At 33.3% G+C, this 17,248-nt stretch carries 18 protein-coding genes; 3 read left to right on the top strand and 15 right to left on the bottom strand.

Annotated features, from left to right (window positions below):
- Window positions 1-2 precede the first annotated feature (2 nt).
- The 14 genes from rfbC to HWX64_RS13640 form a co-directional block, all read right to left on the bottom strand.
- On the bottom strand, window positions 3-563 hold the full coding sequence (gene rfbC / locus HWX64_RS13705) for a dTDP-4-dehydrorhamnose 3,5-epimerase (protein WP_175990109.1): 561 nt from the start codon (window positions 561-563) through the stop codon (window positions 3-5).
- A 22-nt stretch (window positions 564-585) separates the two neighbouring features.
- Window positions 586-1,464, bottom strand: a complete 879-nt coding sequence (gene rfbA / locus HWX64_RS13700) for a glucose-1-phosphate thymidylyltransferase RfbA (protein WP_175990108.1) — start codon at window positions 1,462-1,464, stop codon at window positions 586-588.
- Window positions 1,465-1,697: 233 nt separating this feature from the next.
- Window positions 1,698-3,059 (bottom strand): hypothetical protein, encoded by a 1,362-nt coding sequence (locus tag HWX64_RS13695; RefSeq protein ID WP_175990107.1) that lies wholly within the window; start codon window positions 3,057-3,059, stop codon window positions 1,698-1,700.
- A gap of 34 nt (window positions 3,060-3,093) precedes the next feature.
- Entirely contained in the window at window positions 3,094-3,714 is a 621-nt protein-coding gene (locus tag HWX64_RS13690) for a CatB-related O-acetyltransferase (RefSeq protein WP_175990106.1), read from the bottom strand.
- A 34-nt stretch (window positions 3,715-3,748) separates the two neighbouring features.
- Window positions 3,749-4,639 (bottom strand): glycosyltransferase, encoded by an 891-nt coding sequence (locus HWX64_RS13685; RefSeq protein ID WP_175990105.1) that lies wholly within the window; start codon window positions 4,637-4,639, stop codon window positions 3,749-3,751.
- Between the two features lie 122 nt (window positions 4,640-4,761).
- Complete coding sequence (locus HWX64_RS13680; RefSeq protein WP_175990104.1) at window positions 4,762-5,592, bottom strand: glycosyltransferase; 831 nt, start codon at window positions 5,590-5,592, stop codon at window positions 4,762-4,764.
- Complete coding sequence (locus tag HWX64_RS13675) at window positions 5,582-6,850, bottom strand: hypothetical protein (protein ID WP_175990103.1); 1,269 nt, start codon at window positions 6,848-6,850, stop codon at window positions 5,582-5,584. The genes HWX64_RS13680 and HWX64_RS13675 overlap by 11 nt, the downstream gene beginning before the upstream one ends.
- Before the next feature lie 15 nt (window positions 6,851-6,865).
- Window positions 6,866-7,762 carry a glycosyltransferase family A protein gene (locus tag HWX64_RS13670; protein ID WP_175990102.1) on the bottom strand — a complete coding sequence of 299 codons (897 nt, stop codon included), beginning with the start codon at window positions 7,760-7,762 and terminating at the stop codon, window positions 6,866-6,868.
- Window positions 7,734-8,864 carry an O-antigen ligase family protein gene (locus tag HWX64_RS13665; protein ID WP_175990101.1) on the bottom strand — a complete coding sequence of 377 codons (1,131 nt, stop codon included), beginning with the start codon at window positions 8,862-8,864 and terminating at the stop codon, window positions 7,734-7,736. The genes HWX64_RS13670 and HWX64_RS13665 overlap by 29 nt, the downstream gene beginning before the upstream one ends.
- Window positions 8,865-8,937: 73 nt before the next feature.
- Entirely contained in the window at window positions 8,938-9,564 is a 627-nt protein-coding gene (locus HWX64_RS13660) for an exopolysaccharide biosynthesis polyprenyl glycosylphosphotransferase (protein ID WP_254871192.1), read from the bottom strand.
- 67 nt (window positions 9,565-9,631) lie between these two features.
- A complete protein-coding gene (galU, locus tag HWX64_RS13655; protein WP_175990099.1) occupies window positions 9,632-10,516 on the bottom strand; it encodes a UTP--glucose-1-phosphate uridylyltransferase GalU in 885 nt (294 codons plus the stop codon).
- A gap of 375 nt (window positions 10,517-10,891) precedes the next feature.
- Window positions 10,892-11,659, bottom strand: a complete 768-nt coding sequence (locus HWX64_RS13650; RefSeq protein WP_175990098.1) for a tyrosine-protein phosphatase — start codon at window positions 11,657-11,659, stop codon at window positions 10,892-10,894.
- A 99-nt stretch (window positions 11,660-11,758) separates the two neighbouring features.
- Window positions 11,759-12,433, bottom strand: a complete 675-nt coding sequence (locus HWX64_RS13645) for a CpsD/CapB family tyrosine-protein kinase (RefSeq protein WP_303049491.1) — start codon at window positions 12,431-12,433, stop codon at window positions 11,759-11,761.
- A 19-nt stretch (window positions 12,434-12,452) separates the two neighbouring features.
- The gene (locus HWX64_RS13640; protein ID WP_175990096.1) at window positions 12,453-13,199 is read right to left on the bottom strand and encodes a YveK family protein; all 747 of its coding nucleotides are present in this window, start codon (window positions 13,197-13,199) and stop codon (window positions 12,453-12,455) included.
- A 198-nt stretch (window positions 13,200-13,397) separates the two neighbouring features.
- Between HWX64_RS13640 and HWX64_RS13635 the strand changes: the two genes are divergently transcribed.
- Complete coding sequence (locus HWX64_RS13635) at window positions 13,398-14,204, top strand: SGNH/GDSL hydrolase family protein (RefSeq protein WP_175990095.1); 807 nt, start codon at window positions 13,398-13,400, stop codon at window positions 14,202-14,204.
- A gap of 97 nt (window positions 14,205-14,301) precedes the next feature.
- Window positions 14,302-15,237, top strand: a complete 936-nt coding sequence (locus tag HWX64_RS13630) for a LytR family transcriptional regulator (RefSeq protein ID WP_175990094.1) — start codon at window positions 14,302-14,304, stop codon at window positions 15,235-15,237.
- Between the two features lie 48 nt (window positions 15,238-15,285).
- Here the strand turns inward: HWX64_RS13630 and HWX64_RS13625 are convergent, their stop codons facing one another.
- On the bottom strand, window positions 15,286-15,825 hold the full coding sequence (locus HWX64_RS13625; protein ID WP_175990093.1) for a DUF6241 domain-containing protein: 540 nt from the start codon (window positions 15,823-15,825) through the stop codon (window positions 15,286-15,288).
- A 228-nt stretch (window positions 15,826-16,053) separates the two neighbouring features.
- Here HWX64_RS13625 and HWX64_RS13620 point away from each other — a divergent pair, with 228 nt between their 5' ends.
- Window positions 16,054-17,229, top strand: coding sequence for a 3-phenylpropionate MFS transporter (locus HWX64_RS13620; RefSeq protein WP_175990092.1), 1,176 nt, complete (start codon window positions 16,054-16,056; stop codon window positions 17,227-17,229).
- Window positions 17,230-17,248 lie beyond the last annotated feature (19 nt).

Here is a 17,248-nt window from a genome sequence, read left to right as displayed (position 1 = left end):
TACTACTCTCCGTACACGAAATTATTTTCGGCATTGTTTAGTAATGGTGCTTTTTTATCTTTTTCTGATAATATAGGCTTAATATCTATTGGCCAATCTATTCCAATTTCAGGATCATCCCACGTGATACCTCTGTCACATTCAGGTGCATAAAGCTCGTCTACTTTATATTGCACTTCAACATCTTCTGTTAACGTCATAAACCCATGAGCATAACCTTTTGGGATTAGTAATTGCTTTTTATTTTCTGCTGTCAACTCTACTCCAAACCATTTTCCAAAAGTTAAACTGCCCTTTCGTATATCAACGGCAACATCATAAATTGCTCCTTTAGTACAACGAACTAATTTTGTCTGCGCTTTTGGATTTAATTGATAATGCAGTCCTCTAAGAGTACCTTTTGTTGCTGAGAATGATTGATTGTCCTGGACAAACTTAATATTTATCCCTTCATCAGAAAAATTCTCTTTATTATATGTTTCCATAAACCAGCCACGATGATCTCCAAATACCTTAGGCTCAACGATAACTAGGTCATCTAAATTAGTTTTAGTAAATTTCATATAATACCACTTCTTTCACTGCTTAATATTGTATTTCACCATTTGCAACTTTCATTAAATATTGACCATACCCTGTCTTACTAAGTTTTTCGCCACAATCCCATAATTGTTCCTTGGTAATCCAACCATTAATAAACGCAACTTCTTCAGGAGCTGCAATCTTAATACCTTGATGCTCTTCAACTGTCTTTACAAAGTTTGTTGCATCAACTAAGCTTTGATGTGTCCCAGTATCTAACCAAGTAAAACCTCTCCCCAATAACTCGACATCTAAATCTCCCATTTTTAGATATGCTTCATTTATTGAGGTAATTTCAAGTTCACCCCGGGCGGAAGGGCGAACATTTTTAGCTATTTCAACAACACGATTATCATAAAAATATAACCCGGTAATGGCATAATTAGATTTTGGCACTTCTGGTTTTTCTTCTACACTAATTACTTTTCCCTCCTTACTGAACTCTACAACACCGAATCGTTGAGGATCTTGTACATGATACCCAAATACGGTAGCACCACTTTCTTTATTTGCAGCTCTTTGTAGTATTTTTCTCATACCGCTTCCGTAATAAATGTTATCCCCTAAAACCATCGCAACAGAGTCTTCACCAATGAAGTCTTCGGCAATTAAAAAAGCCTGAGCTAATCCATCCGGCTTGTCCTGAACTTTATAACTAAGTGAAATCCCAAATTGGGATCCATCTCCTAATAAATTTTCAAATCTTGGTGTGTCTTCTGGTGTGGAGATTATTAAGATATCGTTTATACCAGCTAACATTAGTGTAGATAATGGATAATAGATCATTGGTTTATCGTATATAGGAAGCAATTGTTTACTTGTAACCATCGTCAATGGATAAAGTCTCGTACCAGAACCACCAGCTAATATAATCCCTTTCATAACTCTACCTCTTTCTTTATAAATATAGATAAATTAATTGATTGTAAAAACTTTAGTTTTTTAATCTTACAATTCTAAGTTATTTAAAGTTTATTTTATCGGTACCAGCAGTTACTAAAATAGTCATAATTTTTCCAAAATATATTAAATTTAAATTAAAAAAGAAACCTATTTTAAGCCTCTTTAAAACAAAATAAAATCTTTTCGCTAGAAAATAGATGAAAAAATTAAACCTACAAGTTATTTTTTAATATTATTAAAAATCCTTTCATATCCTTGTAGAAAAAAAAGAAAATAAAAATGCATATTAAAACAAAATATATAATCCAGCCTAAAAATAAGTTTAGGAAGTTAGCACATCCTAAAAATAAAATAAAATGTAAAACCAAAAAAGAGATTTCTTTTAATCCACTTTTAATGAACTTAAAATCAGTATTGATACAGTAGAAATACCAAAAAATAAAACTGATTGTGGATGCTAAGGCAATCATCTCTAAAGAATTAAAGATTTTGTAGAATAATATATTTAACAAAAAACTTACAAAGAGCATTTTTAGTACAACCCAAAGAAACTTTCTTTCTTTTTTTCTAGCCTTATAAAGATTATTAATTATTACATTTATTATCATGATGTATGGTAAGTTAACTAATGATATAGCTATTATTTCTAGAGATTCTGTGTATTTGGGAATAAATTGTATAATGAAAAATTTCAAGAAAAAAAACAAATTCCCAGCTAAAGCTCCTAGTATTATTAAAATATTTTTAGTTAGTTTTATGATCTTTATGTCTTCATTTCTTGCTAAAAAATTATAAAACGTTAATCCTACGGAACTCACAGTTATTAATATCATATTTAACATCGACATGGCAAAGGAATAACTGGCGAATTTTTGTATACTTAAAAATATATTAACTATCCAGGTTCCCATATTATTAAAAAGAAGTATCGACAAATTGGCCAGTAAAATAAAAATACCAACTTTAAAGTGCTCTAGATATTTTATATTAGAACTATTAATAAACTCTTTAGTAGTTTTTATAAAGTGATATTCAGTTATTAGCAGTATTAAGGTATGAGCTAAAAGGGTTGAAAAAATATAATAAAAAGCATTCTCAATATTAAATTGCATTAAAGCCCCTACAAATATAAGATTAAATACGGAAAAGAAAATATTTACTTTCGATAATAGAGAAAACTGTCCTGTAGACTGATAAAGTATTTTATGAAAACCTCCAATGTTCAAAGGAATAATAGAAAAAGACAGCAATAAAAGGATTTTATCATCTATTAATATCGAAAAACTCACCATTATAATAGTAATAATCGATTGGAAGTATATTAAAAATTTATGTTCTTGTCTTATTTCTTTACTATTACTTTTTAAATCCTTGCCACCATATTTTATATATATTCCATCTATAAATCCAAAATTTAAAATTGCAATATATCCAATATATAGTATATATTGCCTGTATTGTCCATACCCTTCAACACTTAATGTCATAGGGAGCAATATACTTATTAGTATGTTACTCAATAACATAAGAATATTAGAATTAAGCATCTTTAGTATATCTTTTACAAGCTTCAAGAAATTCACCTTTTATTCTAAAAAGTTATCCTTTTTAGGATAACTTTTTAATTATTTTTGCAATATTAGTACTATCTACTGGTGTATAAAATAAGTCTAGGTTTTCTTGTATAAGTTGATCATCAATTTCACCTAAGTCTATTTCTATTAATTTATCTCTAAGACTTTTTTCAAATCTATATTTAATTAATGAAGCTGGATTCCCTCCAACTATACTGTAAGGTTCAACATCTCTTGTTATTACGCTTCCAGCAGCAATAATAGCACCTTTTCCTATTTTAATTCCTGATAAAATTATTACATTATTTCCTATCCATACATCGTCTTCAATTATAATTGGCCCTTTTGTTAAAGCTTCACTTTTCTCCATTAATACTTTTACTTTAAAAGGATATGTTGTTAACGTATTATATTGGTGATTTCCTCCCAGCATAAATAATACATTTCCACCGATTGACACTAGATTTCCAATATCTAACTTCTCATCTTCACTTCCAAAATAACTGATATTTAAAGTTCCATAGGTATAGTTACCCACATCAACAACTTCAAAAGGAAATATGCTATTAATAGTGGTTTTATTATGTGAGTTTTTTTTTCTCCATTTTCTTTTTAACAAGTACAAATTTAGTTTCTTTTTAATAGATGAAAACATCTTATATGCCTCTTTCCATTTTTTTCATAAACTTTTACATACCTATTTTATACTTAATAAGATACTTTAAAGGCAATTCAACATATTTATGAAAAATTGCACTAATATAGAATAGTAAATCAGGTTTTTTCTTCATGTATTTATTACAATAATATTTCTTAGACTCTACAAATATTGAATAGTCTTTTAGCAAAGATTTTAAAGTTCTAGATTTTTTATGGTTGTGATTATGATAAAAAGATTGATTTAAATCTATAACACTTTTCCAGCCTCTTTGCATTAATTTATGGGACAATATATCTTCTTCAAAGTAAAGAAAAACATTTTCATCAAAATACCCTATATCTTTGAATATTTCTTTATTAATTACAAAAAAACAACCCGATAGAACTTCTTGCTCAAGTATTGATTCATTAACTTTTTCTTTCATTCTTTTCTTCATAAAATTTAACTTATTAAACAATATACTCTCTTTAAAAATAAGCGTTAGATATGAGGGCAATTCCCATCCGTGTACTTTTTGTCCATTTAAAATCTGAATGCCCGTAGCTGAAGCATATTGTGAAGAAGAGTTTAATAGTAATATTAAATTATCAATAATTTTAGAGTCTTTTAGTTCAATATCTGGATTCATAATACATATATATTTTAAATTTTTATATTTGCTCTCAGCATATTTTATTCCAAAGTTATTACCTTTGGAATAGCCACCATTATTTTTCGTTTGTATAACATGTATATTAGTATTATCACTATAGTAATCTTTTAAAATTGAATAACTTTCGTTTGGTGAGTTATTATCAACTATAACAATCGGGTATTTTATAGCGTTTAACAATAAATTGTTTACAGCATTCTTTGTTAAATTGTAATTAGAATAATTTAGAATTATTATTACTATTTCATCAATTTGAATTTTTTTCATTATGAAACTCCTCAAATTTTCATTTTGCAATATTAAATACTTCATATAAAATAAATGACCTAAATACAGGTCATTTATTTTTGCAGACAGCAATCTTTATAATAATATCTTTTTTACATCCCTTATTCTTTAAGATATCTTGGATCAATTTTATGACTATATTTTAAAGCAATTCTTTTAATATTGTTTGGGATTATACCGAGCAAAATAGGAATTATAGATGAAAAAACTCTTACTGGAAAGATAATCTTTAACTTCTTCGTTCCTTGCCAACGAATTTTAAAATCTATTAATCTATAACTAATTTTTCTTTTTTCTACATGTTTGCTGCTTACTCTATATTTTATAAGAGGTTCATTTATATTAAACAGTTTAAGTTTATTCTCTACACACTTAAACCAAAGTTCATAATCTTGAGCAAAACGATATTTTTCATTATAAGAACCAATCTTAACTATATCATTTTTTCTGAACATAACCGATGGGTGAATAATTGGGTTAACAAAAGGAATTACTTTATTTATACTCTTATTACTCATTGGAACTTTTCTTATTTTACCTAAGTGATTATCCTCGTCGATTTCAATAGCCCAAGAACCAACCACACTAATCTCAGGATTTTCTATAAGGAATTTATATTGTTTTTCTAATCGATTAACCATCATCAAGTCATCTGCATCCATTCTTGCAATAATCTCAGAATCACTGGACTCTAATAACTCATTTAACGTATAAGTTAACCCTTTATTTTGAGAGTGAATATCAATTAAATTAAATCGTGGATCTATTTCACACCAGTCTTTTATAATTTTTACTGTATTATCGTTTGAATGGTCATCAATAATATTTACATTAAAATTCTTATAAGATTGTGATGAAATACTGTTAAGACAATCGTTTAAATATTGTTCAGCATTATATGTGGCTAAGATAATTGTTATTTTATTTTCCATAATCCTCAACCTTTTTAAAAAATACAGATAAGTCTAGTATATAACTCTTCCTCATTCCCTCATGAGTGGAGTCAATAGATATCTTCTTACCATCTGGACTCCATCTAGGGTGTAAGTCACACCTTCTTTTCCCATTGTATTTCCAAGGGGAAAAGAAAGAACCAATGTTAAATAATTCTTTATTCTCTAAGTTATAAAGTAGTAATTTTCTATGTCGGGACTTATCTGGGTAAGTATCTGTTAATAACCACTTTTTGTTAGGAGAAATAGAGGGATGTCCGTCTCCAAAACTATCCAGTTCACCCTCCCCAATAACACCAATATCTCCTTTATTTACATTATAGATATAATACCTATCGCCAATTTCAATTTTTCTTGCCCATAAAATTATATTATTATTATCTAACCAACAGCAATGAGATACCATCCTATCATCAAATAAAATTTTTAATTTCTTACTGTCAAGATCATATAAATATAACCTAGAGAATTTACCTTTAGGTCCAATCCAACGGTGCATAAAGATAATCTTATCGCCTTTAGGAGAATACATAATGTGATTTATTAAATGTTCAGCTTTTTGCATTTCTACTCTGGAATCATGTTTTATTAAAGTGTGTAAGTCAATTATTAAACTTGATTTTCCTGTATCTATATCCACCATCCATATGCCATCTTTTTCTAACTCCATTTCCCCACTAAAGTTTATCAAATGATTTTCGTAACCATATTCAGTTTTACAATCAAAAAGCCTCTTATAATTTATACTTAAATAATTTTTCCCATTTGGGTTTAATGCCTGAATAGGATAATCCAAGACATTTAATATGATTCCTTCAGGTGAAATAACCTTAGCTACTAGTTTGTCCTCTACAATATCATTGAAGATGATTTTGTCCTCTTCTATCCATTGGAGCATGGAACCTTGTTGGAAATTCCACGCATTCGAATTACCTATTATTTTCTTTTTCTTGTTCGCAGTTTCCCATAACACAAGATTAACCTTAGAAGAGTTATTTATTACTTCATGATATAGAATATTTTCATTTAACCAAGGAGACTTGTCATAGTAACCATAAAAAAATTCTTTTTCAATATTAGCAGCGCTTATGTCGATATTATTATTAAGTTCATAAGCTCTAGATTTTTTATATTTTATATAAATTAGACGTTGATACATATTTTTTACAATGTTTTTTAGATGTGGATTACTATCAAGTTTTTTGGCGATAGTTTTTTCTATTGGGTTATATTTCATAATATTCTCCTATATTTATAATTTTGACCTAAAATAAAAAACCATTTTGGGAGATATCAGACTTATTATTGCTACTAAGATCTTTGAAACATTAGGAATTGTTTTAAAAGATTTTAAGTAATATAAAGTACTTGCTCTTTGGTATAAGCAGAGATACTTATGAGCAAGCATATCGTAAATCCAAACTTTTCGTTTTTTTCTTTGAGAATTGTTTAAATTACTTATTTCTTTTTCATATTTATTATATATTTTTTTCAAAGCATTTTTATTATTCTCAATGTTTTTAGAAACACTTTTTTTTCGAGTATAGTAATTGCATAATGTTAGTTCTTCAGATAAGTAAATTATATTGTTAGTATTTTTTGAAATTTTTATCCAAAGTTCATAATCTTCTAATGCTTCAAGATCTTTTGAAAAACCTCCAGCTTCTTTTAGTATTTCTTTTTTCACTACAACAACAGGAGTACCACCAATTATGTTTTTTATAAATAAATCGTTTTGGTAATTTAGTGATTGAAACGATTTAGTTTTATAATTGAATTTTTCATGAACCATCTTAATTGTAGCGTCATGATGTATTAAATCTGGATTCTTTAAGGTGATATGTTTTTTAATAGTATCAAGTTTATTTTCTACAAATTCATCATCATCATCAAGAAAGGCTACCCACTCATACTTTGCGTTAGAAACTCCTAAATTTCTTGATTCTGACGGCCCTTTAGATTCTTTATTATTCAATATTTTTATGTTTAATTTGAAAGACAGTACTTCTTCTTTATCGTGTTTATTTAATGTATTACCATCATCAATTACTATTACTTCAAATTCTTTATATGTTTGTTTTTCTAAAGAGCTTAAAGCCCTTTTTAATAAATCTAGTCTATTATGAGTAGGAATTATTACCGAGAACATTATTATCACCTTTTTTGTTTTTAATAAATATCAATAAGTATATAATAAATAACACCATTCCATCAGAAAATGACCAACTCCTACTAAAACTTAGGAGTAAATAAATAAATATAGTAAACAAACTTATTTTAGAAGTATCGCCTAAGTGATTAATTACATATCTTAGTAATCGTACTAATAAATATAAAAATAGAATAAAAGTAATAATTCCAAAGTTCAATAACATTTCTAAAGGGAATGATTCTACATATTTTTCCCCTATTAATGTTTTATGGGCATAAAAACCATAGCCTAAAGGATTATTTAGAATATATTCTATAGTTTTACTATACAATTGAAATCTTGGTTCTTCTTCTATTGAATAGAATAAACGATTAAATCTATATACAAGCAATTGATTACTTTCCAAAATAGTTTCAATATTGAACTTAACTATAACGCTTATTATTAATAGAAATATTGTATTTCTCACTCTATTTTTACTGAACAAAATGGCAATCAGAATAAATGTGAATCCAATAAAAAGAAGTGGGCCTCTACTTCCATAATCAATAATTACATAGATGTACAAAATAATTAGAATGGAGTTTACAAAAAATTGTTTAATTGAATTTAATGCCTTCACCATGAGAACACAAGTTGCCGCCCCGTAAAGGTGAGGCCTGGTTAAGTAATTCACATCATCCCCTACTGCTTTCAAACCTGATAGGTCAAATACTAATAAAATAAGAGCTATTACTAAAGTAAAGTTTATAAAACTATTAATGTCTTCCTTCTTTGCAAAAACCGCAATTATAATGATTGCATAAGTCATTCCTATGAACTTGATTAAATATTTTAAATATTCTTCTTCATGTGAGTATACAAAAATAGAATAAAGTACATAAACACAGCAAATGAATAGAAGACCAAATACCATTTTGGATTCGAAATTGATAGATCCCTTCCCCTGAAAAACAGCTAAAACAGTTATCAGTAGTAAAAAGGCGAGGTTAATGATTGAACCTAAGCCAAGAAAAGGAATTGTTTTTAGGGCTCCCCCAAAAACAATTCCAAATATTGAAATCCCCATTAATGTACTAATGAGCTTATCTTTTCTCATTTGAGTTTTTCTCCTTTAAGCGAGCTAGTTAAAAAATATTCACTGTAAGTTGAAAATATCTCATAATATTATCTCATCTTGAACCAGCCCCAGATAGACACACAATTATTGTTTTATAAAGGATTTCCATATCCAATTTTAGACTTTTGTTATTAAGATAATAAATATCTAGTTTCAATTTTTCCTCAGGAGTAATGTCATATCCCCCATTTACTTGAGCCCACCCTGTCAAGCCAGGTTTAACTGAAAGTCTATTAATGAAACCAGGTATTTCTTCATTAAATTTTGCAGTGAAAAAAGGACGTTCTGGTCGTGGCCCTACAAAACTCATTTCTCCCTTTAGGACATTAATAAGTTGAGGTAATTCATCTATTCTAGTTCTCCTAATAAAACTGCCGATTTTAGTCACCCTAGGATCATTTTTTGTTGCCCATTGCGCCCCATTCTTTTCCGCATCAACTCTCATTGATCTTAATTTAATTACTTTGAAATACTTCCCGTTCTTGCCGACCCTCTCTTGAAAGAAGAAAATTGGACCGGGAGTTTCAATCTTTATCAAAACTCCAAAAAGAAAAACTATTAACAATGCAAACGGAAGTGCTATAAGTGTCAATAATATATCTATCAAGGATTTAGCAACAGTATAGATATATCTTTTACTTTCCTTGTTTAAAAAAGAGTCTTTAACGCTATTTTCCATTGCAATAGAATATTCTTTAAAAAAATTTTCGTTACTCAGTTTTACCCCCATTGACAATCCTCTTTTCCTATATATTTATTTTTTGTTTTTCAATAGTTTTCTTCAAATATTTTAATAATGGTATCTTTAATTCATCATTATTGAGAGCGAATTCTATAGTAGTTTCTATAAAACCTAATTTCTCACCTACGTCGTAGCGTTGCCCTTCAAACTCATAAGCATATACATTCTGAATTTCATTTAATCTTTGTATAGCGTCCGTTAACTGTATTTCTCCATTTGCTCCTTCTTCCTGTATTTCAAGTAACTCAAAAATTTCTGGGGTAAGTAAGTAACGCCCCATTATCGCAAGGTTTGATGGAGCAGAATCAATTTCTGGCTTTTCTACGAACCTACGAACTTGATAGCTACTCCCCTCACTATATAGAGGATCGATTATTCCGTAACGATTAGTTTGGCTATAGTCTACTGTTTGTACGCCAATTATCGATCTTCCCGTCTCTTGATATTGATTAATAAGTTGTTGAACACACGGAACCTTACTTACTACAATGTCATCTCCTAATAAAACAGCAAAAGGTTCATCTCCTATGAAATTTCTAGCACACCAAACTGCATGACCAAGTCCTTTGGGTTCTTTCTGCCTTATATAGTGAATATTTGCCAGCTTGCTTGAGTGTTGAACTTTTTTTAATAAATCATTTTTACCTTTTTCAGCAAGGTTCCTCTCAAGTTCTGGAGCATAATCAAAGTGATCTTCAATAGCCCGTTTCCCTTTACCTGTAACAATTATGATATCTTCTATTCCAGAGGCAATAGCTTCCTCCACTATGTACTGAATTGTAGGTTTATCCACTATTGGTAACATCTCTTTAGGCATAGCTTTTGTAGCTGGCAAAAAACGTGTACCTAATCCAGCAGCTGGAATAATTGCTTTTCTTACTTTTTTCATTAATTTATTTCCCCCTATACTTATGAAAATTTAAATCGATACAATAAATACCTAATGAAAAAACACAATTTCCAAATGTTCTTTCATTAGGTATCAAATTGGAATCTTAACCACCAATTACATAAAGCGTTTTCATTGTATTTCATTACTTGTGTCTTATAAAATAGTAAATGTGGGCATTTAACCCTTCCTCACATCCCGCCATCGACGACCGGCGTCTAAGGTAAAGCTATTCGCTTACCCACGGCGTGACCGAGTGCCTCCATTGATAGTGGTTAGGAGACATCCCCAAAATATCTACTGTTGTCTTGTTTACTTCATATGGATTCCACCAACGACAATAGTACCTTAGGACCTTATTAGGAGTTTTATAAACTAGAAGATTCCAAGGAATTTTTTCTTTTTGATTTCTTCCGGAACCTCTCTATATATGGTTTTATTATCTACAAGCATTTCCGCATTTTCTGTAAAGTAATAGAGACTGTCTATACCGAACTTTTTCTCTACGTAGTTCATCGCTTCTTCCATCTTAAATGTTCGGTTATTAATGTTGTGCGCATCTGAAGCAATGAAATGCGCCAGGTTTGCTTCGATCATTTGCTGAGAAAATTTTTGAATGTTTTTACCGAAATACCCAACGAGACTGGAAGCTGTCAATTGTGTAGCAGCTCCGTTTATAACGAATTTATACAACTTGTCAGGACGTTCAATTAGTTCTGCATTTCTTTCCGGATGAACGATCACTGGTGTTAGTCCCTCTACTTGAAGCTCGTAAAGCAACCTTTCAGCATATCTAGGAACTGAGTTTGATGGGAATTCTATAAACAAGTACTGAGAATCTTTGTTTAGTGTTAGAATGTCACCTTTTTGATAGTCTTCAAGAATTTCACCGTAGATACGGCATTCCTGTCCAGGCAACACTTGGAGATCGATCGCTTCTTGCTTTAATGTTTCATTTAGTTCACTTACGAGTGGAAGGATGTCCGACTTTAGGTTGTCGTACTTTCCGTTCATATGATGAGGAGTCGCGATGATGGTATGGATACCTTCAGATACAGCTTGCTTAGCCATATCTATACTGTCATTCATTGTTCTGGCACCATCGTCAATCCCTGGTAGGATGTGGCTGTGTATATCGATCATGTCGACTCCCCCTTTAGTTCTTTCGACTCAATACTGCAACATTATATAGTTTAACGGAAAGGATGAAAATGTAAATAGTAGAAATTTGTCGAATTCATGTTAATTTTTACCACCATAGTAATAATAATCCGTATCTTTCATTTCACGATTATTTAACACGACTCCAACAAGTTTAGCTTTAGCAGATTCCAACAGTTCTTTTGATTTAACTGCCCTCTCCACTTCTGTAGTTCCCGAACTGATTACTAGCACAGTCCCTTGACATTGGTTCGCAAGTATTTGGGCATCTGTTACCGCTAATACAGGTGGTGTATCGAAAATGACCATGTCATATTCTTCGTATAATTCTTTAAAGAAATATTGCATTCTGACTGAATTGAGGAGTTCTGCCGGATTTGGCGGAATCGGCCCACAGGTGAGTAAGTCCAAATTTTCCACATCCGAAGAATGAGTGACTTCAGTTAATGGTTTCTGTCTGGTTAACACACTCGTTAATCCATACGTATTATTTAATCCAAATGTATAATGGGCGGTTGGTTTACGCATATCAGCATCTACCAGGAGAACTTTCTTTCCTTCTTGAGCGAATACGACACCCAGATTGGCAGAGGTTGTAGACTTCCCTTCTCCCGGTCCTGATGAAGTAACCATTAAAGATTTCAACTCTTCATCGATAAATGAGAAGTTTATATTCGTTCGAATGGTTTTATATTGTTCGGATATAGGGGACATTGGATCTGTTTTCGTAATTAGTTTACGTTTTGTGTTCACCATTTGCTTTACTTTTTTCTTGTTAAGAGCCAACTCTCTCACCCCTTAGTCTTGATCTGCGTTGTTGTGCACGGCTCTTGGCCTTCTCTTCTTGATCTTTGATTCTAGTGATTGAACCCAGAACCGGTAATCCCAGAAGTTTTTCTACTTCTTGTTCTGTCTTAATTGTGTTATCGAGGTATTCCAATAAGAACGCAATACCGACACCAGCCATTAATCCCACGACCATAGCAATAGCAATATTAAGAAGTGGCTTTGGTTTAATCGGTGATGTATCTTCCCCAACTTCAGCCTTGGCCAGGACGCTTACGTTATTAACGTTCATGATTTTTACGATTTCTTCTTGAAAGACTTCTGCTGTTTTATTTGCAATGGCAGCGGCTTTCTTCGGATCAGTATCTTGCACAGACAAGTTGATTACTTGTGAATCCCTTTCGCTCGCGACAGTTAGTTTTTCATTTAATTGAGATGCCGTAATGTCTAAGTCCAGATCAGAAATAACTTTCTCTAAGATAGCAGGACTTTTCATGATTACGTTATATGTGTTAATCAATTGAAGATTCGTTTGAATTTCTCCTATATTATAAGCCGGCTGATCCGACTTTGATTGATTGACTAGAAGCTGAGTTGAGGATTGATAGACAGGTGTTAATAGAAAGAAGCTTACCCCTCCGCTTACAATTACAGCGGTTAAAGTAATCATCAGGATAAATTGCATCCTTTTCCTCAGCGTCTCCATTAACTCTCGCAAACTGATTGTTTCTTCCATAATGTCCTCCTAAATAAAAATAAGTAAAATAATAGCATATTTTGTTGTTTTTTTTATCATTTGTTGTCATAATTTTAATTAAACTGTAATATTTAAACACTTATACTATTAAACTACAAATATTTCTATTTGAAAAGGGATTATTCATAATTGGATATTATTTCTTGTCTATTTTTACCTATTCGGGAGGAATTTGTAATGAAAAGCTTTTTAGTCACAGTTCTAGCCATCAGTTGTGCTGTCTTTCTCTTTCTTGGGAATATGTATTGGAAAGAAAGGACATCTATTTCCGCTACCACTGATGAGACAGCAGGTAAAGCAGTAGATGTCGAAGAGACGGAAACAGAAATTGAAAAAGAAGAACCGGAAGTAGCAGAGAAGGATGGGAATATTGAATCTCTTATTTCTAACTGGCCGGAAGAAGCACAGGAGAGATTTATTTCTTTAATGAAAGAAGAAGAAACATTTAAAGTGGCCATCGTCGGCTCTCCCGCTTTAGGGGATGGCGAAAATGGCTGGGCGCCTCAGTTGAAAGAAACACTCCATAATCAATACGGCAGCACAATGGAAGTCACTGTCTTCCAACAGGATGTAACGTCAATCGACTTTATTAATGGAGAGGACAGCGAAGAAGTCCTTTCATATGAACCAGACCTGGTCTTATTGGAGCCATTCTCTTTAGTGGACAATTCAAACAGTGTCGGTACCGTACAGAACCACGAAAGTATCCTGATGTTCATGAGTCAGCTTGGTGAAGCGAATGAAGAAAGCACTCTGATTCTTCAGCCTCCTCATCCACTGTCAGGGGCTACTTATTATCCTCAACAGATCGACTCGCTGAAAGAGTTCTCGGAAGAAGAAGGGATCCCTTACCTGGATCACTGGACAGCCTGGCCGGAAGATGAAACCCTGGTTGATTATTTAATCGAGTCCCAGGATACCCCTAACGAAAAAGGCCATGAACTCTGGTCCGACTATTTGGTTGATTACTTTGTAAATGAGTAACCCATTCCACTGATAAATATTGTTAAAAACATCTATGCAATTTGTCCTCAATCTGCTATGTTATGGATTAGGTTAAGTAAAGGTGAGGGAAAAGAAAATGAGAATGGAAAAACATACACGAAAAAAGAAACGCAAGTGGCCAAAGATTGTCGGCATTGTTCTACTATTATTTATTGTTGCAGGCGGAGTCTATGCATATAGCATTTATCACTCGTTAAATAAAGCTGTTGAAACCATGCACACTCCGATTGAACGCGATAAATCTTCTAAACGTACGAAAGACATCGAGTTCAAAGAGAGAGAACCGTTCTCTGTGCTATTAATGGGTGTTGATGAACGCAAGAATGACAAAGGCCGTTCAGATTCAATGATCGTGCTTACCGTGAATCCCGAGGCAGAATCCGTCAAAATGATTAGCATCCCGCGTGACACGTTGACTGAAATCGTCGGACGCGGCACGAAAGATAAAATTAATCATGCCTATGCATTCGGCGGAGTGGGAATGGCGATGGATACAGTAGAAGGTCTTCTTGATATACCGGTGGATTATTATGTACAGGTGAATATGGAAGGATTCAAAGACATCGTGAACGCTGTGGGTGGCGTAACCGTAAACAATGACTTGAATTTCAGCTATGAAGGACATTCTTTCGCTGAAGGAAAGCTGAAGCTAAGCGGTAAAGAAGCACTAGCCTTCTCCCGAATGAGATATGAAGATCCACGCGGAGATTTCGGACGCCAGCTGCGTCAACGCGAGGTCATACAAGGAGTCATCCGCGAAGGAGCAAGCGTCTCAAGTTTATGGAATTTCGATAATATCTTTGATGCATTAGGCAATAATGTGAAGACCAACCTGACATTCGATGAAATGGTCGATATCCAGAAGCATTATAAAGCTGCTTCAAAAGACATCGAGCAGATTCAGATAAAGAACGGCTCTGGAACAAAGATCGATGGAATCTATTATTATGTAATTCCTGATGAGGAATTGAATTCGATTCAAACTACTTTACAAGAACATCTGGAAGTTTAATCATTTTATATGAACACCCCCGCTTATCACCGTTAGCGGGGGTGTTTTCTATCTGGATTCTTTATTCTGCTTTTGAAGATACGCTTCTTCCGCTTTTGGAGATAATAATCCCTTTGCTTCCCCAATGGAACCGTTCTGCAGCTTCCATACTGCGTTATGCTGCCTATCCGCTTCAGAAAAATCCCCCTCTTTCCAGCTTGTTAAAATCTCTTTATAAAGACGACCGTGTTTATAGTTATTGACCTCTAATTGTCCCAGGAGAAAGTCTATCCGTTCTTCCGTGATTTCAAAGAATGACCATTTTTCATCTGCGGCGACCTTTTGATGACTCATGGCATGGATATATTGCTGGATCAGCTCTTCTTTTAATGGCGTTTTCACTTTTGGCTCAAACGGGTTGGAAGTGCCTGTCTCTTTGCCTGTTTCATTTGTATCCGTTTCCGCTGCCCCCTCACTTGTTTCCGCTGTGGTTTCACTGGAATTGACACCTTCTGAAGGCCGGTCCAAACTTCCCACTGCGATATATACACCGAGTGCAGTCAAGAAAAGTACACTGCCCAGTATTCCGAAGACAAGTTTTTTACTCATTGTTTTTCTCGCCCCTTTTCTTCCCTCTATATAACTAACTTTTCGAGATTTTTTGACAGAATCCTCTTTTATCTTGTAATCAGTTACTATATTACCATATTTTTACTATTTAATACTATAGTTGCTAAGTAGCTTGTTTATGGAGCTTGAGTTCTATATAATATCTACTTGTTTGTAAACACAAAACCTAATTGAAGGTTCTATTATAAAAAAGGAGTTTATCACGATTTGAAGAATCAAACTTGGTTGTCTGTTCAGTTTTTTGCCATCTTTTTCACCTGGGGGATCTTCATTCCGTATTGGACGGCTTGGCTGGTGGGAAGCAAGGGTTTCTCGATTTCAGCTGCTAGCACGTTGATCGCAGCTGGGATGATCGCCCGCTCGTTTTCGAGTTTTTTCCTTTTTCCTAAGCTGAGCCAGAAGTTCGCACTTGGAAAATTGTCACGATGGCTCGTTGTCTTCTCCGGAGTTTCATTAGTACTATTTCTACCTATGAATTCATTTGGATTCATTTTGACATGTATGGTGTTATTCAGCCTGATCTATCCGATGCTTCTCCCAATGGTGGAAAGCATGGCGGCTGTAATGATGAAGGAAGAACAAGTGGATTACGGGAAAAGCCGTTCATGGGGATCGATTGGATATACCGCCGCACTTCTGGCAGTCGGGCTGATTACTTCCATTTATTCTGAGGGTGCGATTCTTTATTTACTCTTCTCGGGTGTCGTAGTCATTCTGCTGACTTCTTTAACGAAGCTCCCCAAGTCAATGAACCAGACCCGAGGACAGGAAAGGCTTTCTTATAGAGGACTTCTTCAGTCACCAAAGTTCATCTGGTCGATGGTAATTGTGGTCTTCATTCAAGGGGCGCATGCCGCTTATTATAATTATGGTGTGCTTTATTTGCAGGAGCTTCATGTGAGCAATTTGTATATCGGTGTCATTTTAAATATTGCCGTATTGTCTGAAATTCTTTTCTTTGCGTATTCAGACCGATTGCTTAAGGGAAAAAGTATATCATTGATGTTCACCCTTGCTGCCGGAGCAGCCTTGGTACGTTGGACGTTACTATTCCTTTTCCCAAGTGTGCCTGTGTTTATCTTTACCCAGGTCTTTCACGCATTAACCTTCGGACTGACTCATTATGCATTCATGAGGTTGATTTATGAGGAGCTTGACAGCAAGGATATCCCTGCTGCTCAAGGCGTGTATACCTCGCTCGGAATGGGATTGAGCACAGCTGTCCTGACGTTTATTGGCGGGTTCTTGTATGATTATTCCCCCGGGGCTGCCTTTCTTGGGATGGCTGCAGTGGTTGTTCCCTGTGTGGTCCTTGGAGGCTGGATGTATGTGAAGTTTGAAAGGAAAGAGACTGCTTATGAGGCGGTTACATTAAAAAATTAGTATAAGAAAGAGCCCGGGT

This window comes from Bacillus sp. Marseille-Q1617 (assembly GCF_903645295.1).
GTDB lineage: Bacteria > Bacillota > Bacilli > Bacillales > Bacillaceae_B > Rossellomorea.
Note: the sequence above shows the minus strand (reverse complement) of the source record. Positions and strands in the feature narration are given on the sequence as shown.

Excerpts from the sequence above, each read along its gene's own strand:
- HWX64_RS13625 (WP_175990093.1), bottom strand. The coding sequence starts at position 15,825 with ATGAGTAAAAAACTTGTCTTCGGAATACTGGGCAGTGTACTTTTCTTG.
- HWX64_RS13660 (WP_254871192.1), bottom strand. The coding sequence starts at position 9,564 with ATGGAAAATAGCGTTAAAGACTCTTTTTTAAACAAGGAAAGTAAAAGA.
- HWX64_RS13630 (WP_175990094.1), top strand. The coding sequence starts at position 14,302 with ATGAGAATGGAAAAACATACACGAAAAAAGAAACGCAAGTGGCCAAAG.
- rfbA (WP_175990108.1), bottom strand. The coding sequence starts at position 1,464 with ATGAAAGGGATTATATTAGCTGGTGGTTCTGGTACGAGACTTTATCCA.
- HWX64_RS13635 (WP_175990095.1), top strand. The coding sequence starts at position 13,398 with ATGAAAAGCTTTTTAGTCACAGTTCTAGCCATCAGTTGTGCTGTCTTT.
- HWX64_RS13680 (WP_175990104.1), bottom strand. The coding sequence starts at position 5,592 with ATGGAAAATAAAATAACAATTATCTTAGCCACATATAATGCTGAACAA.
- galU (WP_175990099.1), bottom strand. The coding sequence starts at position 10,516 with ATGAAAAAAGTAAGAAAAGCAATTATTCCAGCTGCTGGATTAGGTACA.
- HWX64_RS13690 (WP_175990106.1), bottom strand. The coding sequence starts at position 3,714 with ATGTTTTCATCTATTAAAAAGAAACTAAATTTGTACTTGTTAAAAAGA.
- HWX64_RS13640 (WP_175990096.1), bottom strand. The coding sequence starts at position 13,199 with ATGGAAGAAACAATCAGTTTGCGAGAGTTAATGGAGACGCTGAGGAAA.
- HWX64_RS13685 (WP_175990105.1), bottom strand. The coding sequence starts at position 4,639 with ATGAAAAAAATTCAAATTGATGAAATAGTAATAATAATTCTAAATTAT.
- HWX64_RS13670 (WP_175990102.1), bottom strand. The coding sequence starts at position 7,762 with ATGTTCTCGGTAATAATTCCTACTCATAATAGACTAGATTTATTAAAA.
- HWX64_RS13650 (WP_175990098.1), bottom strand. The coding sequence starts at position 11,659 with ATGATCGATATACACAGCCACATCCTACCAGGGATTGACGATGGTGCC.
- HWX64_RS13645 (WP_303049491.1), bottom strand. The coding sequence starts at position 12,433 with ATGGTGAACACAAAACGTAAACTAATTACGAAAACAGATCCAATGTCC.
- rfbC (WP_175990109.1), bottom strand. The coding sequence starts at position 563 with ATGAAATTTACTAAAACTAATTTAGATGACCTAGTTATCGTTGAGCCT.
- HWX64_RS13675 (WP_175990103.1), bottom strand. The coding sequence starts at position 6,850 with ATGAAATATAACCCAATAGAAAAAACTATCGCCAAAAAACTTGATAGT.
- HWX64_RS13665 (WP_175990101.1), bottom strand. The coding sequence starts at position 8,864 with ATGAGAAAAGATAAGCTCATTAGTACATTAATGGGGATTTCAATATTT.